Source organism: Photorhabdus caribbeanensis (assembly GCF_018448885.1).
In the GTDB taxonomy this organism is placed as follows: domain Bacteria; phylum Pseudomonadota; class Gammaproteobacteria; order Enterobacterales; family Enterobacteriaceae; genus Photorhabdus; species Photorhabdus caribbeanensis.
This window is the reverse complement of sequence record NZ_RCWB01000025.1, coordinates 52,035-77,807: the sequence shown is the minus strand read 5'-3', so window position 1 is coordinate 77,807 and position 25,773 is coordinate 52,035. Positions and strand designations below refer to the sequence as shown.

Here is a 25,773-nt window from a genome sequence, read left to right as displayed (position 1 = left end):
CGGCCGGAAGGAAACCGAATATGCCTGGCGGCGATAGCGCGGCGGTCCCACCTGACCCCATGCCGAACTCAGCAGTGAAACGCCGTAGCGCCGATGGTAGTGTGGGGTCTCCCCATGTGAGAGTAGGGAACTGCCAGGCTTTAAATACAGTGGAAACCCTCAGCTTAAGCTGGGGGTTTTTGCGTTTATACGACATGCGATGCATACGACCGTCGCTTTGGTGACATAAACGTTACGATATTTGTCGACAGTTGCTTTTGTTGACCATATTTATTGGCGGTGGTCCGAAGGGTAAATGGCAGGAGTCAACTGCAAAAATTCTATAAAGTTTTTATGCTGCTCGCTTAATAGCGGTCAGTTTTGTATTTAGCGGTACAGCGTTGTTTCCCTCTGGCTGGAATTTGCCTTGGGTAAAGTTTTTTCCACACTTCTTGGATGATATAGGTTGCTCTTCTTCCCATAATCATTGAAATTTCTTTGGGATTTTGTCTCATACACAGTAAAAACTCTTCATAAATAACCTGTAACGCAATAATGAGACCAAGATTTCCATGAGATCGTGTTGTGAATATTATCGTTAACCGAACCAAATTATGGAAAATGGGCTTCGTTCTCCACTTTTAATGAATGTCTTCAACACTCTGATGATTAAGTGTATGTGTATAGTTTAGCTGCCTGTGTTTTATCTTCCCGTAGTTGAGTTCTATTCCCAATAGATTTTTAAAGTCTAGTCGAGAAGAAAGTTTCAGAGTGAATCAGTAGGATAAATCTTATCGGCATGTTGATTAACCGGTTATTTTTGATATCGGTTTTGAGTACTTTATAATGTAACTCATATCAACCTTGAGCCAGTATCGAATGATTAAACCTTAATTTCGTCTGGACATTTCTCCTAAGCTGACTTAATGTCTCTGATTTTGATAGGTTTGGCAATTCTCAAGTTCTTAGTTATTGTCGTGGTTTGGTTCTTGCTGATTGTAGTAGCTCGTTGCCTTTTGATCATTTGGTAATAAATCTTCCTGATTAATAAAAAAACATTTCTTATATTTCCGCTCTAAAAGATGTGATTTTACGATGCGTTGAATAAATTGGGGTTACGGTTTCACTATCAAACTAAGTTTAAAAAAATGTATCCTTATAGTGTATAAATATGTCATAACATTGCGTTTATTATCCTAAACTTTACTAATTCTATAATTGCATTGAAATATGAAGAAAAAACGTCCTATTTTACAAGATGTTGCTGATCGTGTTGGTGTAACTAAAATGACAGTAAGTCGTTTTTTGCGTAATCCTGATCAAGTTTCTGAGCAATTGCGAGAAAAAATAGCGGATGCTTTAGATGAGTTAGGTTATATCCCAAATAAAGTGCCGGATATTCTTTCTAATTCTACTAGTCATGCTATTGGTATTTTATTGCCTTCTTTGACGAACCAAGTTTTTGCGGAGGTTATTCGTGGTATCGAATATGTGACGGATAGTTATGGTTATCAAACTATGTTGGCTCACTATGGCTATCGCTCAGAAAAGGAAGAAGAGCGTTTGATTTCTTTACTTTCCTATAATATTGATGGTTTGATTCTTTCAGAACGTACTCACACTCCACGAACTTTGAAGATGTTGGAAACGGCTGGTATCCCTGTCGTTGAGCTGATGGATTGTGTTTCTCCTTGCTTTGATACGGCGGTTGGTATTGACAACTTTGAAGCCGCTCGGCAAATGACAATGGCAATGATTGAACGTGGTTGCCAACGGGTGATTTATCTTGGTGCGAGACAAGATGAAAGGACAATTATTCGTCTGGAGGGCTATGAAGCTGCAATGGAAAGTGCGGGGTTAAAGCCAGGTAAGATAATGACGCCAGACAGCTCTTCTTACACATTAGGGGGGCAATTACTGAATGAAGCACGAACAAAATATCCTGGCGTTGATGGTCTATTTTGCACTAACGATGATCTCGCTATCGGGGCAATTTTTGAGTGCCAACGTCAAGGGATAGCTGTACCACATGATATTGCAATAGCTGGCTTTCATGGCCATGATGTTGGTCAGGCGATGACACCAAAACTTGCCAGTGTCTTGACGTCTCGTGACTTAATGGGGCGGAGAGCTGCTGAATTATTAATGGCTCGGCTGAGGGGCGAACATTTATCGCAAAAAATGATTGACATCGGTTTTCAGTTATCTTTGGGAGAGAGTATTTAATCAGTCTGCTGGATTTGCATTTTTTTGAACTCATTTGTGATAAATATCACATTTGTATTTCCTGAATATTCCGTGTTGTTGCTAATTTCATCTCTACTTCTGATAATGTTACCGATAACAGTTACCGGTAACATTTTGTGGATGAAAGATCTGCGTTAAGGAGTTTATATGAGCGATACCCAGCATTCGAATCATGTTTTTGTGCTTATGGGGGTATCCGGTAGTGGTAAATCTGCTGTTGCCAGTGCTGTAGCCTATAAATTGGATTCTGCTTTTTTAGATGGTGATTTTTTACACTCAAGATCTAATATTAATAAGATGGCTGAAGGTTACGCACTGAGTGATGAAGATCGTGAGCCTTGGTTGAAATCACTGAACCATGCAATTTTTGCTATGCAGCGCACAAACCCGGTTTCCCTGATTGTTTGTTCTGCTTTAAAAAAGCATTACCGGGATATACTGCGTGATAATAATAAGAACCTGTCATTTCTTTATATGAAAGGTGACTTTGATTTAATTGAAAGTCGATTGAAGGCACGTAAAGATCATTTTTTTAAACCTCGAATGTTGGTATCTCAGTTTGAGGCATTAGAAGAGCCGGGGAGTGATGAACAGGATGTTTATCTGGTTGACATTAGATCATCTCTTGATGAAGTGATAAATCACTCGATAAGAATAATTAATAGTGTCATTTCAGGGGAAAAATAATGAGTACTTTAACCTTAGTGCTGACAGCGGTGGGCTCTGTTCTCTTACTATTGTTTCTGGTGATGAAAGTCAGAATACACGCTTTTATTGCCTTAATACTGGTTTCTATGGGAGCGGGTGTTTTTTCTGGTATGCCACTGGATAAAATTGCTGAAACAATGCAAGAAGGAATGGGAGGAACGTTAGGTTTTCTGGCTATTGTTGTCGCATTAGGAGCGATGTTTGGTAAAGTTCTGCATGAAACAGGCGCATTGGATCAGATTGCGGTTAAATTACTCAATAGTTTTGGTGAAAAGAATGCGCATTATTCATTGGGGATTGCTGGCCTAGTTTGTGCTTTGCCATTGTTCTTTGATGTAGCGATTGTTTTATTGATTGGTGTGGCGTTTGCAGTAGCGCGTCGTACTGGCGGTAATGTAGTCAAGCTGGTTATTCCTCTATTTGCTGGTGTTGCAGCCGCCGCAGCATTTTTGTTGCCTGGCCCAGTACCTATGTTGTTGGCTTCACAGATGCATGCTGACTTTGGCTGGATGATCTTGATCGGTATCAGTGCAGCGATTCCTGGTATGTTATTGGCGGGGCCAATCTTTGGTAGTTTTATCAGTAAGTATGTCACTCTGGATTTACCCATCGATATAAGTGAACCAAGTCTTGGTCAGGGTAAGATGCCATCTTTTGGTTTGAGTTTATCACTGGTTCTGTTCCCTTTGGCTTTGGTTGGATTAAAGGCTATTGGTCAGAATTTTGTTGAACAGGGTTCTGAGTTGTATCAGTGGCTTGAATTTATCGGTCATCCATTTTCTGCGATTTTGGTTGCTTGTTTGATTGCTATTTATGGTTTGGCAATTCGCCGTGGGATGAGTAAAGAAAAAGTAATGGATATTTGTTCTTCGGCTATTCAACCGGCTGGAATTATTTTATTGGTGACTGGAGCTGGAGGTGTATTCAAACAAGTATTAGTGGATTCGGGTGTTGGTCCTGCTTTGGGAAACGCATTAATTGGAGCGGGTTTGCCTATTGCAGTAGCGTGTTTTATTCTTGCTGGTACAGTACGTATTATTCAAGGCTCTGCAACCGTTGCTTGTTTAACAACTGTTGGTCTGATTTTGCCAGTTGTTGATCTTCTGGGATATTCTGGTGCCCAGCTTGCAGCTCTTTCAATCTGTATTGCGGGTGGTTCTTTGGTATTGAGCCATGTTAATGACTCAGGCTTTTGGTTATTTGGAAAATTTACTGGTGCAACAGAATCTCAAACACTGAAAACTTGGTCAATTATGGAAACTATTCTTGGAACAACAGGTGCTGTTGTGGGGATGATTTTCTTTGCTATGATGTAATTCTTCTGCCATCCTAATAGCTAAAATTTAAAGTGCTTTTCTCGGCATTAAATAATGCCGCCTTCTATAAGAAGGCGGATGATCAGCCAACTATGCAGATGATTAATAAAGTTAGAATAGTGTTCTCGCTAATGGATGACGATTGCACCAGCGATCTTTATAGGCAAGAGAAGGTCTACCAATAGAATAGCGCATAACTTTTTGATGCTGCTGGCAGAGATCTGAAGCATTCTGAATATTTAACCACATTAGAATACTGCCAACACTGAGATTGGAATATTCAGGGTCGAGTCCGCCGTCTACTGCATCAAATGAAATCCACTGGGGACTGTCTGCTTTTATAACTAAATCGTAGGCTACTGGGGCGCCATTGATAGTTAATACATTTCCGTACAGATGTTGTTTGAGCTCGGTATATAACTCAGTTAATTTTTCTTTCTCTTCTTCATTGTGCGTTTTATATGTCCAGCGTTTTTCATACAGTGTAGTGTAAATATCGATGAACTCTTGGCAGGTAAAATCGTTAATTTGATGTATTTCTCCACCTGCACGCTTAAATTTGTTAATTTCATTACTTCGATTTCTTTTTGTTTTATAAGAAAAATTTTCTTTAGCAAGACAGACTGTTCGTTTGTTTAACCGACCATAACAAACGTTGATAAAGTTTTTTTTGTGCAAGAGCGATATGGTTTTAGATTTCCCTGGGATGATGGTTTTTAGGTGTTTGGAGATGGGAAAGATAATTTCATCATAGGTGAAGAAGTGGTAGTCCTTTTGGTGACTTGCCGCCAGATGATGATCTTTACAGGTAAAGTATGCCCCTTCGATAACGTTTTCTATTTGTGGATTTTCTTTGACGTAAAAGATAAAATTATTGCCAAATTTTTCATTTAAAAAACGTACAATATCTGGATGAGTGGATATTCCACCACCATAGAGAGAATACGCTTGTTGGTAACGTTCGAAACTACACTCTTTCCAGCCGGAGATGAGCCTTTTTATAGAGCTGAGAGGATACTTGTTTGGAAAAATCATATTTTAAATACTCTTTTTAACGCTAGGTTTTACATATGGTATAAACTTATTTTTCAACGTATTAAATACAACAAAAAAGATAGTTTGTCTTTATTAAATGGATTTCTTGTGAGCTCATACATATTGTAAACCTAAGATGATAAGTTTAATTTTTCTGCACTAAAAACAAGATAAGTATTTAGTACTATTCCCAATCAAGCTTTATTGTTGCTTATTGATCGAGAATATTTATTAATTGTTGGTATAAAGCTTCAGCACTGCGTTCATAACCCGCGGCTGAAAGGTGAACATAGTCAGGACGAGCAAGATCTTGGTGCGCCCAACTCTTAATTGAGCATTTTCCACCCATATATTCACGCCAGTTCCAGAATAGTGTGTGCTGATCTTGAGCGACTTTTTGTTGAATATGGATGATATTATCCAACATTATTGGTTGTTGTGCTGTACAACTTGTAAGTTGGTTGTTTTTCAAAGAATCGCCTGGCCCAATGATAAGGATAACTGCTTGTGGTAACTGATTACGAATCTGCTTTATCTTCGCTTCCAATTGCTGGCGATAGCTTGATAAATCAAGCGAATGATTAAATGCCTCATTTGTGCCATAAGCGAGGATCACCATATCAGGGTGCATTTGAACTAATGTATCAATCCATTCTGGTTGCCACTTGTCCATCATATTAATAGTTGCACCATTAATACCCAAGGCGGATAACATAATACCTGGTTGTTTACGATTAATAAACCAGCCACCTAATTTTAACTGATTATTCTGTATTGCCGTGATGTTAACCGGGAATATCACCGGTTCTGCGGTGGAAAATTGCCAGTGGCCGTGAGTTGCCGGTAATCTCAGTATTCGTTTGGTTGTAGACTGAACCAGAATCTGAGCATCATCCGATGTTTGGTATAACATTTTGAGTTGATAGCGATTATGGGATGGTGTAAATAGTCTTAGAATTAATTGGCTTATTTTGCTATTGGGTTCTGCAATTGTACCGCCAAGAGGAAAATCAGGCCGATTATCTTTGCGGCTGGTAGTGAGTTTCCATTGCTGTTTATTACCGGTCATACTGACCATAGCGTTACGTTGGCCTGGCACATTAATTGGGCTAACAAAACCAATCCCTGCATCGCCAAAACGCTGTTGCAATAAAGAGCGAAGCTTGCCAGTAAAAAAGTCTGCGGCGGTATGGGAATCTCCTATCTGAACAAAATGCAGTTGATTATGACGACTGTTATGCAGTTTGTTCGCCAGTAAGGCTAAATTTGGTTCACCAAAGTCTATTAGCTGTTGGTTCTCTTTTGCCGGTTGTTGTGTTGGCAATGGTCCTGATTTTTGTTTATGGCACGATATCAAACTTAAAGAGAGTACGAGGGCCAAACTGATGCCAACAGATTGGTATCGCCGACGGGGTTGCTTAACTATTTTCATTTTGCTTGGTTCCATTTTGTTTGGTTGGTTCCTGAATAAATTTAATCAATGAAAATATGTTGTCTGAGATAGTTTGCTGGCCTTTCAAGCTAAAGTGTATACCATCACCACTTCTGAGCTTAATTTTGTTACTATTGTCGCCAATATAGTCGGAATAATCATTTGCATGATACTTAAAAATATCATTAACAGAAACGTAGATTTCTCCGGCTTTCGTTACTTCCGATTGATACAAGGAGCTCAGATATTCCATGCTGGTGGAAAGTTTTTTCTGCCGCATATTGGGAGGACCAATCCAGATAATATCAGCACCGTGGTTACGTGCTTCGGTAAGGATCGTGTCGATACGTTGGCGATAGAGATTTTCCCAATCGGGACTGGCGAATTTCAGGTAGATGTTTCCATGTTTTGGTGGCATATCCCAGGGATCATTTGGCCCCAAAAAAATAACAACTAATTTGATATTATGGTTGGCTTCCAGTGTCTTATTGATAGTTTCCGGCCAGTTAAAAAAGCTGGGGTAAGCGAGTCCAGTACTTTGTTTGCTGAGATTAATGCTGGAGATACCGTAATCCCGGTAGAGTCGACGTTTCAGATGAGGAGCGATACCCTGCATCATTGAATCTCCAGCAAACAGCACTTTATCTTTGGCTGTCAGTGTCACGTTGGCTTTAGCGATAACCGCACTGGGGGAAACATTATTCCTTGAATCATGGGGCATTGATGAATTGACCGGATGAGTATGGGGAGATTTCTGTAATAATTCCGGGAAAGTTGCAGGTAAATTTGTAACAGAAGAGGGATAACCACTCAGGAGTTTTAGCCCAATCTGAAAATCCGCAGGCAGTGTGATATCAGATTCTTGGGGAGTTTGCTGATGATTGTCACTGTTATTGCCGGTAGTATGTAATATGAAAGCTTCCCCCGCAGCGAGTACGCCTTGTTCCAAGTTATCACCGAAATCCCAGAGTGGATGACCTTGTAAGGTTGCCCAAAGGCTTTGCCGGTGATATTCCTGTTGCCAGAATCTATCCAGTGAACGATGATTTATCCAGATTAACAGTAGGCTAGTTAAGATTACGATAAAAGTGACTTGTCCGGCCGTTTTTAAATTAGATTTGAATTCAGAAATTGGCATAAATGAATCCTGGTATTCCTTGTGGTGAAAGCATAAATACCAAAGTCAGAATAATTGCTAATGGTATTGGGTAACATATCCATGAAATCTGAGAATGTATTTTATCAATCATTATTTTTAGATTAATCAGCCACGGATAAATAATAAAGAGTCCCCAGAACATCAGTAACAACCCACTGTTGGCTATTATCGAGTGAAATAAATCTGATGACATCAATTGACTTAATAATATTAGTGCATCATCTAAAGTAGGACAACGGAAGAAAACCCATGCCAGACAGACAAAGTGGAAAGTGATGATTCTAGATAAAAATGAGATGACAGGTTTTTTGGGAATATTTTGATTTTTTTTGTCTATTGGGGGAAATAACCGATATTTAATATTGAGGATTATTAATCCCAATCCATGAATAGCTCCCCAAATAATGAAGTTAATTCCAGCTCCATGCCATAACCCGGAGATGACCATAGCGACAAACAAATTAAGATTTTTACGTATAAACCCTTTCTTATTACCACCAAAAGGAATATAGACATAATCACGGATAAATTCAGACAAACTGATATGCCAACGGCGCCAGAAAGCTTGCAAGTTTTCTGCCAGATAAGGGGCATTGAAGTTTTCAGGTACCCTGAAACCAAGGAGTAGTGCTAACCCAGTAACAAGGTTGGTATAACCAGAAAAATTAAAATAGATATGCCATGCATAGGCATAGATACCAACCAGTATTTGTCCCGCATTGTAGCTGGCAGGATCATCAAAAACTGGATTGACATAATTTTCGGATAAATAAGAGCTGAATAAGAATAGCTTGGTTATCGCTAATGCAATCAGTAATATGGCTCTTGATGGTTCAATGATGACTCTTGATGAAATCTGGATTTGAGGCAGGAAATCTTTAGCGCGGTTGATTGGTCCGGCAACAATACTTGGAAAAAAGCATAGGTATAAAGCGACATCAGGAAATGATGCTTTGGGCATTTCTTTTCTTGCGACAGCAACGACATAACTGACGGAATGAAATGCATAGAAAGATAAACCTAAAGGGACGAGTAGTGTCAGTACAGGTAAATCTATGGACAAGCCAAATTTGGCAAATGCTTGTTGGAGACTTTCCTGAAAGAAAGAATAATATTTGAATAGAGTAAAACATCCCAGAATAGCTATTGTCAGGATAGTAAACGTGATGCGATTGGATAGAAATTTGCTGGCTATGTTTGTTAACAGATAAATAAATAGCGTATAGCCAAATAGGATGCCGATGAACTGCGGATTAAAGGAAAAGACAAACAGATAACTTGCGATTATCAGCAGATAGTTTTGTGCTTTCGCATTTTTTTGCAGCATCCAGTACAAGAGAAAGAAAGCAACAAAGGAACCAAGAAACTCAAAAGAAAAGAAATTCATATTAAACTCTGGTCAATCATCTTATCTCAATATAAGTTAATATTGAGTGATATTATAGTATTTAATCTAAACATTCTATCAATGAAAAGAACAAACTGGTGGACATAAGAAAATCATCCGCACCATAGTTGGTTATGGTAACGGATGATTTTGGTACTCAGCACAAGATATTCAAACAGAAGATATTCATGCTAATGACTTATTTAGGCCCTTAGTCATGATCGTTTTTAGCTAACTTCTGCGCCTGAGTAATAAGCCCTTTATTGCTGTTAAATACTTTATGCAGGTAATTGTTGTAAGTCGAACCCAATTGTGAATACCCTTCAAGATTATCAATCAACTTACTGGTATTTAGTGATTCTTGAAGGCTTCTCTGCTTGGCGCGTGAAACACGTAATGATTCATAAGCGTTATGAGTATTCAGATTTTTCATATAGGCTTCGACAGAATCATTGATGGTCGGGTAGGAAAAATAACCTTTTATTTTACCTTGGATTTTCTTACAGTTGTTACCGCAACGCATACCGAACAAATTGTTATTCTGTTGTGCAAGCTTAGATGTTCCCCAACCAGATTCTGTTGCGGCTTGAGTGGCGACAAAATGGGTTGGGATGATATCAACACGACTTAGCAGCTTGTTCCAGTTAACTTTTTTAGGCGAGCTACTACAGCTCACGTTGTAGTTTTTACAAATTTGTTGCAGGCGCTTGATATCCTGTATGGACCAATGCTTGGCGTTTTGGTGTTCCAATAGCCATTTCCGTTCCTGCATAATTTGTTGATTGTGTTGATCAATCACAGGGACAACAACATTTAAAAACGCTTTCTTACGTAGGGTGCCCGAAGGGTATTTTCGCAAATCTGGCAAACTGCTTTGCATGCCATTGTGAGAATACTCTATGCTTTTAGCGGTGCTGGTTGAGGCGTGACTAAAAGCGGAAAACAATAATGAGATAAAGAAAGCGAAGATGGCAGTTGTCCTCATCGTTTGAGAGGGCATTGCTTTTCCTCGTTTGCTCTGAATAAAAAACAAGCTGATGTTAGCAAAATAAATCCAGCATAGCCAGAGTTATTAGCGATTCATAAATATATTTTCTGTAATAAAAATTGTTATTTTGCTAATTTGTTCTGTGTTTTTTTATTAATTTATATATGGTTATGTGCTGCTTGTGTACAAAACATTACCTGTCAAGAGTGAGTTATCCATCAGATATAATCATGATTTTTGAGTTAATTTTGTATCTGTAAGTTGCTTTTTCAAAAGAAAAATGATTTGTAAACCAGTTAGTATAATATCAAAAGTGATTGAATTTAGTTTTATATAGTGCTGTTAATTATAGTACAGCCAATCGTAAGAACACCGCGGCGAGTAGTAAACTGATTGATATTAATATTGCCGTTATAAGAATAAGTATCATTTTCATAAAAAGGGGACCAGTTACCGATATGGTCTTTTTCCTCTGTGAGTTAAAATTAAGTCGTCTCTGTCAGGCTTGAGCTAATCTTCTAATATATCTATTGTCATTGGCGCGGTGCAGGATATTCGATATGGTTCTAAATGTTAAGTTAAAATGAGTAACAATGTGTTACAAATATTTACTTCAAGTGATATTGTAAAAATCTAATAATGAAGATGTATATAAAAATAAAAAAAATTTAATAATTCATTTGTTGATAATTATAAATATTTATCTTTATATTTTTTTATTAAAGGTGATTTTGGGAAGTGAAAGTTATATTTTCATTATGTTGGATTAAATTTTTATTACATTTTTGCATTGCGTGTAGTTATATTAATATTTAAGGTTTTTATTTTTGTTTTATTTTATGTTGTTGATTTTTAATTAATTTTTTTAATTTTCAATCAATGTAATTGATTGTTTTTATATATTGTGTATTTCTATTTGTATGGTTTTTTTGTCGTATTTTTTTCTTGAAATATATTTTTATTTCCGGCTTGGTGTTGTTTGTGTTTATTCTTTAATAAAGTTGGATAATATTGCTTTTGATATTATTCTTTTAATTTTATTGATAAGTGTAAGTCTGTTTTTTCTATTTTTCGTAGAATTACACTATTTTATTAAGAAATTGGTTAAGTTTGTGTGATGACTTAATGTTAGGATTATCATTGTGTTACGTAAATTTAGGGTAGGTTATAAATGTAAATGAATTTTTCTACAGAAACACTTTATTACAAATTATTACTTATTGAAACATAAATTTTTAATTCAGATGAGCGAAATAAGAGGCATCTCCTTTGCCTCTTGGTTAATTTTCCTCTTGATTAATTGTATTCAAAGTTCAGCATAGAAGTTGCTTTCAGGTCCCCTGCTATGATGTTCTGTGGATCATAAACGTAGTAGTAAGCATTAAGGTCGATGGCAAAGTTTTTATCGATGGTATTGCCGGAGTTTTTGCTGAATAGCAGTGTTGCGCCGAGGGATGAGGATTGCGAAGTACTGAAAGTGATCGGCGTTGAATCACTTGACTGAGAGACACGGATACCAACACCTTTAGCTGCGCCTGCTTTGCTGTCAATTAAAGTTCGATTGTCATTGGGTAGCAGATTATTACTGCTCAGGTAAGCTTTAACTGAGCGTGAGGTTTTTCCGTTTTGGAGATATTTGCATTCAAAGTTAAGGGTAAAAGGTGTTTCTCCTTTATCTGTTCCATTAAGCAATCTAATGCGGTTGACTTTTGGTAGATTCACTGTCAACCCCTCATTTAAGAAGTGACAAGTTGTATCTCTGTGATTAAAAATCATGGTGATGGGCTGGTAATAGATATCTTCAGAATGTGTCGGCCACTCCCAGGTAAGAATAAAGGTCAGGAAATCGGTAGCGAAACGGAGAATAGCATCAAGGAGTCCTAAATTGGTGGTATCCATTGCAATGACAGCAGTTTTTAATGTTGCGGAATTGCCGGAAAAGACGTGAATATTACTACCACCGGGTCTGCCACCCAATAGCTTTACATTGAGCGTAAATTGAGCTTGCAATTTGCTGGCTGGGTATGTGTCATTACTGTTTCCCAGATTAATACTATTGCTAGGAGAAAGATTCGTGATAGTCACTTCGGCATAATCTTTGCCGCCATTGAATCCTAAAACAACTTTGTTTTTGGTAAAGGGCGAGCCGTTAGCAACAGAGTTTTGTTTCCATAATGAATTTCTTGTACATGTAAAATAGCCAGAATATTGGGTATTGAGTATCCAGGTGGCATTACTGTTCAGGGTGAGATGATCTGTCATATCAACCGTGATTGCCGGTGCCGTTATTGCATATTTAGGTTGGCAGTCTGCATAGGCTATGTTGCTGCTTAGACTGATTATGGCCGCCAGATACAATGGCTTAAGTTTCATTATCTTCTCCCTTAACGGCAAATATTGGCGGTAGAGCCCATTTCAGGCTGTGGATCGTTTATTGTGCAATTCTTTTCGCCTAGCTGACCGATGCGGATATAAATTTGCTGTGGTAATTTTTCTACTCGTAAGAAAACCATACTGCCCTGACCAACGTATCCTAAGCTGTTACCTTCTGAATCGACAATTTCAGTGCCGAAAGGTAAAGGTTTACCATCAGCCTGAGCGGCATAGAAAACGAAAGTTTTCCGCTGGTCTGTTTTAAATCCTATATGGGTAATCGCACCGAAATATGGCGCAACATCTCGGATGTTACCGATAAGTTCAGCGGCATCTTCTGACACTTCACTGGTATCTAGCATGATGGCGTTTTTTCGGTAAGGAGAGAGGTAAGGTATCAGCAACTTACCGCTGTTGTTTGTCATCATGCTTTTATCACCATTCACTGAAGCGTTTGCTGTGCCCGGCGCGTCAATGATGGCGAAAGTTTCTCCAACCTGATTAGCGGACAGAATTCCACCTTGATAAGCAACCAAACTGCCGATTGCGCCAAGCCCCATTTGGCGATACTCCTTGGATTGGCTATAAGAACTGCTCAATGTGGAAATGGATGTTTTATAGGTTAAATTTGCACTGGTTGTTGTCGAACCGCTTTTCTGATCTGAAATGTTGAAGTGGTAATTCAAACGGTTGTTTGGGCCTGCGCTGCCGCTTAACCCTAAGTTGCTGTTGTTATAATGACTTTCATTGATTGAGACATTATTAGTCAGATAGGCTGGGTAGCCAAACAACTCGAAAGGAATGGATAGCATCAGATAGTAGCGCTGTTCCTCTTTACTTTCTGTTTCATTGATATTGTATCGAACACGGCTTGCTGTCAGAGAATAATTGACTTTACCCAGACTGTTGGAATACCCCATTTGATATTCTCTACTTTTATTCTGGGTTCCCCAGTAATCACGGAATGTTCCCGAAAGAAAAAGTGAACCTGCCCCACTACCAAGATTCTGATTCAAATTGATATTAAAGGTATTTTTTTGATGGGAATAGTATTGTTGGTTATAGCCGTTGCTTATCCAGTCATGTAGATCAATCGCATCGATTAGGGTGAGGTAGTTTTTAGTTGAATAACGATAAGCCGCCAGCGAAAAATTTGTTTTTGTTTGTGGAATATAGCGGCTATAAGCCAATTTGTAGCTTTGACCTTTCATGGTTGGGCTATTATCAAATTTGGCGCTGGACTGTGAAACGTCAATTGAGACAGCGCCAATGGGTAGATTAAAGCCACTACCTAACAGTAGCGAATAATAATCTTTACTGATAATGGTACCTGTATAACCGGTCAGGACATTATTAAAACCATATTGATAGCTGGCTTGAAAAAAGTTTGGTTTATAACGACTGTTGGCAATATGTGTTTTACCGGCACTGATATCATATTTGCCAAGACCTTCTTTCATCATATTAGGAACGGATGAAAAGGGGACGGTAAAACTGTTAGTCCGTCCGTCTGCTTCCGTCACGTCAACGAGTAAATCACCACCTGAACCCGTTGGTAAAATAGTATCAATGGCAAACGGCCCCGGAGGTACATTACCCTGATAAATAACAACATTATTTTGGGTGATTTTTACCAGAGCGTTAGTCTGCGCAACTCCCCTAACGATAGGGGAAAACCCTTGCCAGGCATCGGGGTACATGCGCATATCTGTTTTCAGATTGATACCTCGAAAGCGGAAAGAGTCGAATAAATCGCTTGATGTATAGCTATCGCCAATGCGAATTTCTGAATTAATTGATGAAACTCCCCGTTGCAGATAACGGGTATTGTTACTCCATTTATCACCATTTGAACGCGTGTAATGATAAGAAGATTGATCACGTAATTGCCAGCCAAATAGATTCAAACCGCTATTAAGTGACACATAAACATTATCTTCATTTTCACGGCCGTGGTTTTGTTTATTCCTATTTTGAGTATGGTAATAGTTGGCATTATAGGACAGCATAGCGCCGGGGATACCTCTGTCCCAGAATGCGGGATCGATATAGCCTTTTAGTTCGTTTTTGACATATGCCTGCGGGACCACCAGATGTAGACTGAGTTTAGGCACATCGAGATTAACAGTTCCTTCATGTATTATTTTAGTAAGAAGAATTTCATCTTTGGATAAATTTGATTCTGATAATTGGTTTTTATCAATTTTTATACCTAATCTGGGAAGATCTTCATTAAATAAGTAAATATCTTTACCATCGTTCTGGATATTAATATCAAATCTTCCTTTCCAATCATTATTCAGATATATATCAATATCGTAACGGCCTGCGGGCAGTTCTGAAGTGGAATAAAACCGGGATAAATCTGCTTTTGCAGATTCACCGGCTAGAAAATCAGTATTAAATGTTGCGGCATAGCATAAACAACCTGTATACAGCAAGGTACCTATTATCAGAGCTAACCGACTAACTTTTTGTCTTATCATGTTCTATGCTATGCCAGTAATATCACTATTGAAGTGGTAAAGTTAATTTATTTATAGCACCAAAATCGTCAACAATAGCCAGAGTTAATTTGTCTCCAACTTTTACTTTTTCATTGGTACTGAATGAATAAGAAGAGAATGGTTTTATAATTGTTCCTTCATTGAGTAAGTTAGGTTGAGTATCAGAAGATTTAAGGCCGACGATATTCATGACATAGGGTGATGAATTCTCCAATTTTAGTTGGCTACCCTCACGTTTTAATACAATATGTTGTTGGATCTGTTTAGGTGAGATAGAAAGCTTATCAGGCCGGTAGAAAAATTTGATCCGGGTACGAATCGCAATCTGCATGACATTTTTGTCGCCAATATTTTCTGCGACGGGAGGAATATCCAGAACATTTAAATAAAACAGCGATTCACGATCAGTCGGTAGATTGCTGTTAATGTGCTTAATTCTTAATTGTTGCCCGTTATTACCGTCAATTTTGACGACTGGAGGAGTAAGTAAAAAGGGGACTTTAGCTGTTTCAGGTGTTGAATTAGGATCGCCATCATCTATCCAGGATTGTACCAGAGAGGGTTGATCTCCTGCATTTAATAATTGAACCGATACCTCTTTATTACTGGCTGGATAAATAACACGTGTTGTGTTAATAACGATGTTGGCATGAGCCGATAAAGTCGTCATCCCTAATAGTATAGCTAAAAATAATTTCTTCATAATGTTATTTTTGCCAAATTAAATAAGCCTATTTATCTAAATAGGCTTTATTTATTGAAGTAAATCATTACATATAAGTAACGTGATAAGTAACCATCGTTACTACTTTACCGAGATCTGCCTCAGCCGTGCCTATTTTGTAGTATTTCGCATAGAAATCGACTGTTTCAGGTACTGCTCCAGAGCCTTTGATTCCTGTATCAAACGCTTTATTCAGCATAATAGGGGTATTTTCTTCGGCATGTTTAACAAGAGCGATACCTACGTTTTTCGGCTTGCCGTTTGCATTGAGTTCTTGGTTCATCAGGTACTTACCATCGTTAGCAATGGTATGTGATGATGAGAACTGGATTTTCAACATAGAGGTTGCTGGGTCAAAACCAACGGCTTTGGACTGACAGTTAGAAAATTCCATTGTGAATGCTTTCTTACCAAAATCAATTAAGCCTTCCTTTTGTCCGGCTTGAGTGACTGAGATAGGTTCCAATATAATCGACAGACTAGTTGAAGCACCGCCGTTAATAGTACAAGTGGCATCAGTGACTGCACCAGAGAAATGTAGTGTACCGCCAGCAGCATTATCGGCTGCAACAGCAGAGCCTGCGGCAAAAATAAGGGCGGCGGTGGTTGATAACGCGAGTTTATTCATTTTTCCTCTCCAGGAGTAGGGACATCTTAATTGGTTTTATCAGGGGGTAAAGATAGGGGCCCTGAATCCCCCGATACATCAGAAAAATTAAGACAACAATGTTATTGCTTATCTGTTAAATTGATTAATACTGTAAATTTAAAATAAAAATCAATATATTATATAGTTGAAAATAGTTTAGTAACTTGAGCTTTTGTTGAATAATTCTAATAATTCCCAATGTAAGTTCTTATTTTATCTATTTAGATAAAGATGATATTGTTTATACATATTTATAACTTGGAAACATATATTATAGACGATTAAACCTATTTAAGAAGGGATTTTTATTATTTAAGTTAAATTAAGAGTGAATGTCTGCTTTTTCGGTAAAAATAAGTTAAATACACAGTTTATGAGTATAATTAGAAATTATTCTCTAATTTTTGTGTCTTTTTGAGATTTTATTTCTTTTTTGGTCTATTTGGTTGGTTAATGTTTTTTTAACTCTTTGATTTATTTTTTAGATGTTATGTAATATTAATTATTCTATATCAGTTATTTATTGGTTTTTTATCTTTGTAAATATTTCAATACGATTTTTTTATCCTGTGAAATAATACTTGGTGATGTGGTTTTTCCGTTTCTAATTTAATTTAAGTACAGTCGGCATAGTTTGGTTTTATTATAGATAATGTTGAGTTTATATTGTGATGTAACATTGCGGAAATAGTAAATAATGATTGATGATATTTCAAAGAGATTATTATTTGAGAAATAGTAATCTAAAATCTCCTATATATTTTAACTCATAATGCTATATTCATTCTTTCATTAAAAATATGTGAATTAATAATTCTCTTGTTGTTCTTTCGCTCTTTCTGCTAATTGTGGAAAATCAAGGGCAATCCAGTAGCTTTCTGGTACAGGAAGATCTTTCATTTGGCGGCTAGGCCACAATTGTAATTCGGCCAGTTCAGATAGTCTGTAGCCAATATATTGTTGTGGCAGGGTAAGCCTAAGTGGAAATTGCTGTTCTGTAGGCACCATGTTAGGTGTGCGATCACTGTGAGTATGGAAATCACGTTGAAGGATTAAGCGTTTATCGGGTATACGGCGTTTGCTATCCCACCAGATACCATCAACCAGTTCAAACATTTTCCGCGTTTCATCTGGTGACAAGGCTTCCAGTTCACGTAGCGCAGGAGGCAAAATGGCTTGCATTGATAGACGGTATTGTTTCATTGATGGTACTTGTCCTGCCAGTATCAAAGAGAGGGAAAGACGAGCGCCTAGTAGATTAGAGTAGAGATCTTCCGGGGAGAACGCCGACACTTTTTCAGAAAATCCTGGTACAGACTGATAACCATACCATTGGGCGATTTCATGCCATGCCGCAAGTTCAAAAGCCAATTTTACCGCTAGATAAGCAGTTAGGGTATAACGTTGTTCTATCGCTGCTGGTGGTGTGAATTGATAGAACTGGATACGGCGTGATGCTAATTCGTTGCTGAGTTCTATTTGCCACTCTTCTCCAAGACGAGGCCAGATTTGACTGAATAGAAAAACTGCATTATCAGCGGTATCCCGTACATGGGAAATATCAATGAATCCGCCTCTGCGGGTATATATCATCCCTACTTTTTCATTACTGAGTCCTGTTAATGAAGCAACGGTACCAAAAAAACTGTTGTTATAATTATGCGCTCCAAGATTATCGGCATCCAGCACATTACTTATGTGGTAAAAAGGTACTGGAATGGTCAGTAATTCAGTTTTTAAATTGTAGCCAAAAGCACAGCAAGCTCTTAATCCTTCGGGAGAGGGAATCGGAGCAAGCACCGGCCATGCACGGGTTGCTTCGGCGGTTGCTTCACTATTTAAGTCAGGTTGTACTGGTGCGATCGAAGTAACAGTTCCCTGGCATCCTGTAACTAACATTAAAGCAGCAATCCACAAACGCAATTTCAAAACGCCTCTCCCACCTGAAAATAAAATCCATTGCTTTTTTTACCAATACCAAAGTCCAATCTGACATTCATTTTAGGTTTGAATTCAAAACGATAGCCTGCGCCAACTGTGGGCAACCAGTTTTCTGAGCCAATATCTTTTGCGTAATGGCTTAAGGTGCCCGCCCCAGCCCACAAAACAAATCCATGCCGCCAGTCCAATTTGCGCCGATATTCCAGTTGGGTGCTGATAACATTTTTGTCCCGGTATCTACCGTCATAATATCCGCGCATCCGATTGCTATTACCTAGCATTGACAGCATATTCCAAGGCACCTGGCCGTCAGTGAAACGACCATAACTATCAAATGCCAGGACGGATTTTTCATCTAATTGGTAGTAGGTGCTGTATTGCAGATCAACGGTGTTAAACCGGCGGTCGCTGCCCAATGCCGGGGAAAAATGGGTATAGGTAATATCAAGAACGTGCCCTTGATGAGCGTTAGGCAGGAAATCCCGTGTGTCGTAGCTGAAATAGGCACTGACGCCCGAACTCAATATGGACCGGCCATCGTTTTCTGCCGCGAAAAGTTTTTTAGCACCGTTGTCGGGATCTTTGGCGTGTAATGATGAAAAATTCCAGCCGGCGCCTAAATAGGTAGAATCAGCAACTCGATAGAGAACTCTGGGTTGTAGGTGCAATTCCTGTGAGCGATATTTTTCTTTGTGATCATTTACCTTACCTGCTTGATATCCTGTTCCCCAATAATAGGTGGGAACGTTGTTCAATGTACCGGAAAGAAAAAAACGCCATTGATCATCAGCAAAGAAATTATAGTTATCAAATGTGAAGCCAAAGGCACCCGTTGAAGAGGTAAATCCATTCAGGGAAAGAGAAGAAATTTGGCTGGTATGATCATTATCATCTGGCCGATAGAGACCAACGACAGCAACCCCGAGACCGGCACCTAACTCTGGAGTATAAAAAGGGCCGGGTAAAACGCCCCAGTCAATCGCCTTACTGCTGTCATAGGTATTACTGCCACCTAATTTTTCCAGCCAGCCATCGATTTTTTCCCTGCTGAGTAGTGCTTCGCCATATGAGAAATCAGAAATAAAAAGGCTGACTAGAGCCAGCCCATGTAAAGTACAGCGGATATTCATTAGAAACGGAACTCACCTGAGATATAGAAGCTGTTACGTTTGTTAAAGCCAACTTCGGTCAACATATTGAAGTTGCGTGTGACTTCCAGCCTTGCACCAACAGTATTATTCCAACGAGATGCAACATGCTGTTTTACTTTGAATTTCATACTCTCATAATCGTCGAATGCACTTACCACTTTGTCAAACATGGGGGGTAAACTCAGATTACTAATATTGCCTTTAAATTCCTGAGTAATTTTCTGGTACATACCACCGGTCCATACTTGTAATTTGGTATTTCCCTGTCCTGGAATGATTGGCTGGAATATAAATTCATAACCAATTCGCGGAGTGACAACCAGAGCGCTAATTTTACCATCCAGAATATCCAGATTAGTGTAGGTATAGTTGGTATCAAGGGTACCGAAAAACTGATTGTAACCTCCTGCCAGAGTAAAACCGCCGCCATAGGTTTTACCTTTAAAGTCCAGTTCGAAAGGGATATCTTTTATACCCTTAATAGGGAAACCACCAAATCTGATTCCCTCAATGTTGGTTTTCGATGTGCCTTTTGTCCAACCATAAACGCCATAAATATTCAGAAAAGGCAGAACCCAGGCATCTAGTTTGAGCATATGCGACTCATTCTTTTCTCTGGTTTTGCCTGTCTGGATACCCAGCATATCTTCAAAGCCTGGGGTGTTCGGTATAATGATTTTAATATCATCTACAATGATATTCTGCCGCATATTCATATAACCGTAACTGGCGCCAAACGGTTCCGGTAGGTCATAACCTTTAGCTTTGGCTTCGTCACCCCAAATCGGGAGTACCCGTGATTCTTGCTTATTCGGTTTTCTGGATAAGCTGCCATCAGCAGTCGTTTGGTTTCCACCGGACTGGCTAACAGAGAGAGAAAGAATTGGGCGGTCATCAGCGTAGCTATAAGGGGTTGCCAGGCAGGATGAAAGAACAGCTAACTTGCTAATATCAGAAAATTTTATGTCAAAAAATTTCATAATAGGAAGCTCGGTTTTGCTAGTAGGGAAATTAAAGTTTTCATTTAAGGCTATTGATTCCTCACCGTAATATTTAAAGCGCAACAAACCCGGCAAATTAGCATAAGTTGTATGGATAAGAAATATCATAAGATGCTGAAAAGTATAATTTTGCTGTATGTTTAATGAACGGTCTTGTCATTCTCAGGCAAAGATAAAAGGAGCATGGTTATTACGCCACCGATTAACCCCCAGAATGCAGCGCCTACGCCAAGTAACGTCACACCGGAAGCGGTGATCAAAAATGTGATTATTGCTGCGTCCCGTTGCTTTTCATTCTGTAGCGCTTGTAGCAGACTGCCAGAAATTGTTCCAAGCAATGCTAATCCGGCAATAATATGAATGAGGGCCGCCGGTAATGCGCTGAATAACATACTGATTGAACCACCGAACAGCCCTGCTATCAGGTAGAACACCCCCGCTACAGCAGCGGCCATATAGCGGCGATTTGGGTCAGCGTGGATTTCCGGACTCATACAAATTGCTGCCGTAATGGCGGCAATACAGACAGAAAAACCACCAAAAGGCGACAAGATCAGTGAAATGAGCGCAGTCCAGCTTATCAGTGATGAAACAGAAACCGGATACCCTGCGGCTTTTAGTGTGGCGATGCCGGGCGCGTTTTGAGATGCCATTGTAACGATAAAAAATGGAATACCGATACTCAATAACGAAGAGAGTGTGAAATTGGGTGCAATAAATTCAGGGACAACAAATGCGGCTGTGGATTGTTGTTCAAAGTGAATATTTCCCTGTAAAGCGGCGATAATCAGCCCTGACAAGAGTGTTAGGATGATGGCATAGCGGGATAAATATTTGCGTGCCAGAAGATAAGTCAAACACATTCCGGCAGTCAGTATGAAGTTGACTGAAAATGAGGAAAAGGCATCCAAACCAAAGCGTAATAGAATACCAGCCAGCATGGCTGCGGAAAGTGCCTGTGGAATATAGTTCATCAACCGGGCAAACAGGCCAGTAATACCGCATAGCAAGATCAGTGCTGAAGCAAAGATAAAGATACCAATGGCTTCATTAATTGATGTTCCTGGTAGCGTTGTCGCCAGTAGCGCCGCGCCCGGTGTTGACCATGCGGTAAGGACGGGGGTACGGTAATAAAGCGATAGCCCTAGGGAGCTGATCCCCATCCCAAACCCTAGCATACTCAGCCAGCCTCCGATCTGTAGAGGGGTGGCGCCCGCCGCTTCCGCAGCCTGAAAGATAATTGCCGCTGAACTGGTATATCCAACTAAAACAGCGACAAATCCGGCGGTGATTGCCGGAAAAGAGAGGTCACGCAGAGAAATTGCATGGCGCATGGTGGTCTCCATTTAAATTATTTTGGTTAAAAGCATCTGAATTTGGCTATAATTTGGTTAACTATCAGCGTAAAACAGATTTATCCGTAGTGAACTTCCTCGTACAAACTTTGATGACGACAATATGACGGTAGAACCTGCCAGAATTTCAAGTAATTTACTGTGATCGAAAAGGTAAGGATCGTAAAGACAAGGATCGCAACGGCAAATAAGTCATGATGAATTTCATTCAGAAAATTTGAAGTTAAAAATCACTATATTCTATAATTAATTCTTATAATTATATGGAGCCTGCTAAATGGAAAACTATGTTCGCCCTGTTTTAACATTACCGGATAATGCGGAACGATTACTATTGCACTCTTGTTGTGCTCCTTGTTCTGGTGAAGTGATGGAAGCGCTACATGCCTCTGGAATTGATTACACCGTCTTTTTCTATAATCCGAATATTCATCCAAAACGGGAATATTTAATTCGCAAAGAAGAGAACATTCGCTTTGCGGAGCAACACAATGTGCCATTTGTGGATGCGGATTATGACAGCGATAACTGGTTTGAGCGTGCTAAAGGCATGGAATTGGAGCCAGAAAGAGGTGTTCGTTGCACCATGTGCTTTGATATGCGTTTTGAGCGTACTGCTTTGTATGCTTATGAAAATAATTTCAGCGTTATTTCAAGCTCGTTGGGTATTTCCCGTTGGAAAAACATGCAGCAGATAAATGATTGTGGAAAACGAGCGGCAAGTCAGTATCCGGGGATTCAATACTGGGATTACAACTGGCGTAAGCAAGGCGGTTCAGCCCGGATGATTGAAATCAGTAAACGGGAAAGATTTTATCAGCAGGAATATTGTGGTTGTATCTATTCATTGCGTGACACGAATAAACACCGTAAATCTCAGGGACGGGATATCATCAGGATTGGTGTTAAATATTATGGTGATGAAGATACTGAAGGGGCTTGTTAAACTTTTCACGATAGTCTGTTGAGGGGGGGATTTTCCCCCCTGAATTTACAGTTATGACGTTACCAAACTTGTGTCATAACGATTGCGGACATAATTGCGGAATAATATAAGTTTTAGGCCGGAAAACTCAGTGAGCTTTCTTGGCTTCTTTGCTTGCTGCCTTCTGGTGTGAGTGTTGTTTAGGTGCGGTTTTACCAGATTTCTTCTCTACTTTGGTATTTTCCATATGGGAAGAAGTCGCCTTGGTATTCGAAGATTGGGGTACGGGGGTGCTAGGTGCAGCTAATACTGCGCCAGAGAATAACAGTGATAATACAGTTATAGATAAGCCTAAACGTTTCATGATAATTTTCCTGTGTTTTAACTTTGTTTCACTTGCTGGAATACATTTTGAGCGACTAAGTAAGCTACTTGCTATTCCAGATTTGTCTTAACGCTCAGTGAGTATACGGGCTTGATCATTAATTCGGCAATTTAAGATAATGCCTTTTTATAGGTTTTTATAATTCGTTTAAGAATCGTTGAAGTTTTTGGGCATAATTTGCCTGATAACAGAGAGCGTTTATTTAAAGCAATGGGTTTCCTGTTGACATGTATACTCGGGATTTTGTTTGTTGTTCGTGTTCACTGTTCATCCATAAGCAGGTTTGCACAAACGGTAATTGATTATTATTGCCAGCCTGCTTGCGCACTATTTATAGGTCATAGCCTATAGAAAGATAATCATGTTTTAATAAAATGCAATAAATATAGTCTATTTGTATTTTTGCTGAAATACATTATTTATTTAATGCCAAATATATTCATTGAAATAATGTTTTCTAAGACTTGGAATATATATTAGATGGAAATTAAAAACTAATGCAATGGTAATCGGCATTCAATTTTGGAAAGAAATAATTATCTCTAAAACGTTACACTTGTTGTAATTAATTAACATAAGTATAATCTAGTGGAATTATAATATAATAATATTGTTTTTTATTTGGATAGATTAGAGATAAATATTATTACAACTAATTTCTGTCTCTTTTGTGGACAATGGTGAAAACTACACTATTATGAAATTGGTGCATTGAAATAATTAATGCCAATATAACAGTTTAGTAACTACATCACAGTCTATAATAACAGACTGAACATATTAACGCTCTATTAGGGAAAAACTTATACCGTTCATGATGAAAAGGCAATGAGGCGTCATGATAACTCATTGGCTGTAATCGGAAAAGTAATGTTAACCAAGTGGAGACAGATATATGTCTAAATATAAATTAAATCGATATTTATTAGCGAGTTCTGTATTGTGTTTTTTCATATCAGGAAATGTTATTGCCGCCAATCCTAAAATATCTGCATATTATCTGAGTGGACCTGCTGCGCAGGCTGATACTCAAGAATATTATGCCAGTCTTGATAATTTTAAAAAATTAAGTAGAGATATTTCTAAGAACAAGAGTAACTTTAATACATTGGTATTGTCTTTTGTCCAGCCTAGTTTTGTTAACTATGAAAAAAACAGTCTGAAATGTTCAGGATTGTTTGGTTATACCTGTACTTCTGATCAAAGTATTAGCACCAAAGAAGCTGAAAATGCCAGGGCTGATTTTGTGGCATTAAAAGGTGTTATCGCTGATTTAAAATCTCATGGAGTAAGTACTTATATTGCTGTAGGTGGATGGAACTTTAGTTGTTATCCGAAAATTTATGATATAACCGCAGGCAAAAAAGATGCTTGTGGTAATGAACCCGGTGCAGTTTATGATGTCTTCCCTAATCCTCTGACCAAAATTCCTCGATTTGACAGTGCTATTACGGGTAAAGAAGCAGATAAGGCATATAGCAATATCGTCAATTTGGCTGCTGACTTGGGGGTAGTCGGAATTGATGTTGATTATGAAGAATTCTGGCACGCTGATATTAATGCAAAAAGTTGGAAATTAACGCCTGACTCAATCAAGGTTCCCCCTAATAACAGCGAAACTCTTATTACATCAACTTTAATAGCAAAGGGATTAGGCGGTTATGTTTATGATGCGTCAATGAATATTGTTCCTGGCGCAGAAAAAATTCCCCGCGTAATGCCTGCAACCGTGGATAAATTCGCCGCTATTTTAAAGTCTTTTTACACTTCAATTAATGCAGTTAAACCATCACTTAAACTAAGTACCGCAGGTCCTGCAACGGGAGGTATCCCAAATATGTCCGCTAACTGGGGAACCAACGCGAGGAATAGTGATATTTATGGTGGTGCCTGGTGGGGAGGAAATCTCTATGGTTTGATTTATAATACTGCGCTGAGTTATCCCGATTTAATCAACCGTCTCAGTTATATTGGTGTGATGACCTATGATTTAAGTGAAAAAGATTGTGGATTTATTGGCGGAGGTGAAACATATATTCCTTGTGATCTTCCTGGGCAGGTTAAGTATTATTATGGTCAATATATTAATTGGCTTAAATCCGGCAATGAAGTAGTCACCTTCCATATCAAACTGAAAGGAGCGCGTAACTACGCTCAGGCATCAATTCAACCACAAAAATTATTGGTTTTACCGCCTATTACAGTTGGGTTTGAAGTGGGTAAACCGGCAACCGGTAATTTACCGCTCACGAAAACAGCTCTCGACAGCATATTAGATGGTACGATCAAATATGGTAAAACGGGCCTGATAATGTGGGATCTATTTAAGAATAAACGTTATGACGGTAGTAACTGGAAAGATGAGTGGGCAACACCTAATGATCTTTTGTCTACGGCTTGCAAAAAAATAGGGCTGGCAGGAGAGCATTATAATTGCGATAGCTCTGTCCCGACATCTGATCCTGTTTCGGCTTTTACTAATAAAGAACATTGATGTTGATATTTCATCTT

The 25,773-nt window shown here is 38.8% G+C and carries 20 protein-coding genes and 1 rRNA gene; 6 read left to right on the top strand and 15 right to left on the bottom strand.

The features are described from left to right. Nucleotides 1-23: 23 nt before the first annotated feature. Nucleotides 24-139, top strand: a 5S ribosomal RNA gene (gene rrf, locus EAE90_RS16200). Between the two features lie 205 nt (nucleotides 140-344). Here rrf and EAE90_RS16195 read toward each other — a convergent pair. Continuing rightward, the gene (locus EAE90_RS16195; protein WP_214054337.1) at nucleotides 345-494 is read right to left on the bottom strand and encodes a hypothetical protein; all 150 of its coding nucleotides are present in this window, start codon (nucleotides 492-494) and stop codon (nucleotides 345-347) included. A 715-nt stretch (nucleotides 495-1,209) separates the two neighbouring features. On the opposite strand from EAE90_RS16195, the gene gntR reads away from it, so the two are divergent. From gntR to gntU, 3 genes are all read left to right on the top strand, one after another. Further along, nucleotides 1,210-2,205 carry a gluconate operon transcriptional repressor GntR gene (gene gntR, locus EAE90_RS16190; protein ID WP_214054336.1) on the top strand — a complete coding sequence of 332 codons (996 nt, stop codon included), beginning with the start codon at nucleotides 1,210-1,212 and terminating at the stop codon, nucleotides 2,203-2,205. Nucleotides 2,206-2,373: 168 nt separating this feature from the next. Continuing rightward, nucleotides 2,374-2,913 (top strand): gluconokinase, encoded by a 540-nt coding sequence (gene gntK, locus EAE90_RS16185; protein WP_214054335.1) that lies wholly within the window; start codon nucleotides 2,374-2,376, stop codon nucleotides 2,911-2,913. Continuing rightward, nucleotides 2,913-4,250, top strand: a complete 1,338-nt coding sequence (gntU, locus tag EAE90_RS16180) for a gluconate transporter (RefSeq protein ID WP_214054334.1) — start codon at nucleotides 2,913-2,915, stop codon at nucleotides 4,248-4,250. The genes gntK and gntU overlap by 1 nt, the downstream gene beginning before the upstream one ends. Nucleotides 4,251-4,361: 111 nt before the next feature. Here the strand turns inward: gntU and EAE90_RS16175 are convergent, their stop codons facing one another. From EAE90_RS16175 to EAE90_RS16115, 13 genes are all read right to left on the bottom strand, one after another. Next, nucleotides 4,362-5,285: a GNAT family N-acetyltransferase gene (locus EAE90_RS16175; protein ID WP_214054333.1), complete on the bottom strand. Its 924-nt coding sequence runs from the start codon at nucleotides 5,283-5,285 to the stop codon at nucleotides 4,362-4,364. Between the two features lie 211 nt (nucleotides 5,286-5,496). Further along, complete coding sequence (locus EAE90_RS16170; protein ID WP_214054332.1) at nucleotides 5,497-6,717, bottom strand: SGNH/GDSL hydrolase family protein; 1,221 nt, start codon at nucleotides 6,715-6,717, stop codon at nucleotides 5,497-5,499. Beyond that, the gene (locus EAE90_RS16165; protein ID WP_214054331.1) at nucleotides 6,704-7,855 is read right to left on the bottom strand and encodes an SGNH/GDSL hydrolase family protein; all 1,152 of its coding nucleotides are present in this window, start codon (nucleotides 7,853-7,855) and stop codon (nucleotides 6,704-6,706) included. Before EAE90_RS16165 ends, EAE90_RS16170 begins: the two co-directional genes overlap by 14 nt. Next, entirely contained in the window at nucleotides 7,842-9,263 is a 1,422-nt protein-coding gene (locus tag EAE90_RS16160; protein WP_214054330.1) for an MBOAT family O-acyltransferase, read from the bottom strand. Before EAE90_RS16160 ends, EAE90_RS16165 begins: the two co-directional genes overlap by 14 nt. A gap of 211 nt (nucleotides 9,264-9,474) precedes the next feature. Beyond that, complete coding sequence (locus tag EAE90_RS16155; RefSeq protein WP_214054329.1) at nucleotides 9,475-10,263, bottom strand: protein bax; 789 nt, start codon at nucleotides 10,261-10,263, stop codon at nucleotides 9,475-9,477. A 1,284-nt stretch (nucleotides 10,264-11,547) separates the two neighbouring features. Further along, entirely contained in the window at nucleotides 11,548-12,624 is a 1,077-nt protein-coding gene (locus EAE90_RS16150) for a fimbrial protein (RefSeq protein WP_214054328.1), read from the bottom strand. An 11-nt stretch (nucleotides 12,625-12,635) separates the two neighbouring features. After that, nucleotides 12,636-15,110 (bottom strand): fimbria/pilus outer membrane usher protein, encoded by a 2,475-nt coding sequence (locus EAE90_RS16145; RefSeq protein ID WP_214054327.1) that lies wholly within the window; start codon nucleotides 15,108-15,110, stop codon nucleotides 12,636-12,638. A gap of 25 nt (nucleotides 15,111-15,135) precedes the next feature. Next, nucleotides 15,136-15,834: a fimbrial biogenesis chaperone gene (locus tag EAE90_RS16140; protein ID WP_214054326.1), complete on the bottom strand. Its 699-nt coding sequence runs from the start codon at nucleotides 15,832-15,834 to the stop codon at nucleotides 15,136-15,138. 67 nt (nucleotides 15,835-15,901) lie between these two features. Beyond that, entirely contained in the window at nucleotides 15,902-16,483 is a 582-nt protein-coding gene (locus tag EAE90_RS16135) for a fimbrial protein (RefSeq protein WP_214054325.1), read from the bottom strand. Between the two features lie 828 nt (nucleotides 16,484-17,311). After that, nucleotides 17,312-18,433, bottom strand: coding sequence for a DUF4056 domain-containing protein (locus tag EAE90_RS16130; protein ID WP_214054324.1), 1,122 nt, complete (start codon nucleotides 18,431-18,433; stop codon nucleotides 17,312-17,314). Further along, nucleotides 18,430-19,575, bottom strand: a complete 1,146-nt coding sequence (locus tag EAE90_RS16125; protein WP_214054323.1) for a BamA/TamA family outer membrane protein — start codon at nucleotides 19,573-19,575, stop codon at nucleotides 18,430-18,432. Before EAE90_RS16125 ends, EAE90_RS16130 begins: the two co-directional genes overlap by 4 nt. Then, nucleotides 19,575-20,561: a hypothetical protein gene (locus tag EAE90_RS16120; protein WP_214054341.1), complete on the bottom strand. Its 987-nt coding sequence runs from the start codon at nucleotides 20,559-20,561 to the stop codon at nucleotides 19,575-19,577. Before EAE90_RS16120 ends, EAE90_RS16125 begins: the two co-directional genes overlap by 1 nt. A gap of 176 nt (nucleotides 20,562-20,737) precedes the next feature. Then, entirely contained in the window at nucleotides 20,738-21,931 is a 1,194-nt protein-coding gene (locus EAE90_RS16115) for a benzoate/H(+) symporter BenE family transporter (protein WP_214054322.1), read from the bottom strand. A 298-nt stretch (nucleotides 21,932-22,229) separates the two neighbouring features. On the opposite strand from EAE90_RS16115, the gene EAE90_RS16110 reads away from it, so the two are divergent. Beyond that, entirely contained in the window at nucleotides 22,230-22,898 is a 669-nt protein-coding gene (locus EAE90_RS16110; protein ID WP_036809691.1) for an epoxyqueuosine reductase QueH, read from the top strand. A 127-nt stretch (nucleotides 22,899-23,025) separates the two neighbouring features. On the opposite strand, the gene EAE90_RS16105 is transcribed toward EAE90_RS16110, so the two are convergent. Beyond that, nucleotides 23,026-23,241, bottom strand: coding sequence for a hypothetical protein (locus EAE90_RS16105; protein ID WP_214054321.1), 216 nt, complete (start codon nucleotides 23,239-23,241; stop codon nucleotides 23,026-23,028). A 916-nt stretch (nucleotides 23,242-24,157) separates the two neighbouring features. On the opposite strand from EAE90_RS16105, the gene EAE90_RS16100 reads away from it, so the two are divergent. Next, nucleotides 24,158-25,756, top strand: coding sequence for a toxin (locus EAE90_RS16100; protein ID WP_214054320.1), 1,599 nt, complete (start codon nucleotides 24,158-24,160; stop codon nucleotides 25,754-25,756). Nucleotides 25,757-25,773: the final 17 nt, after the last annotated feature.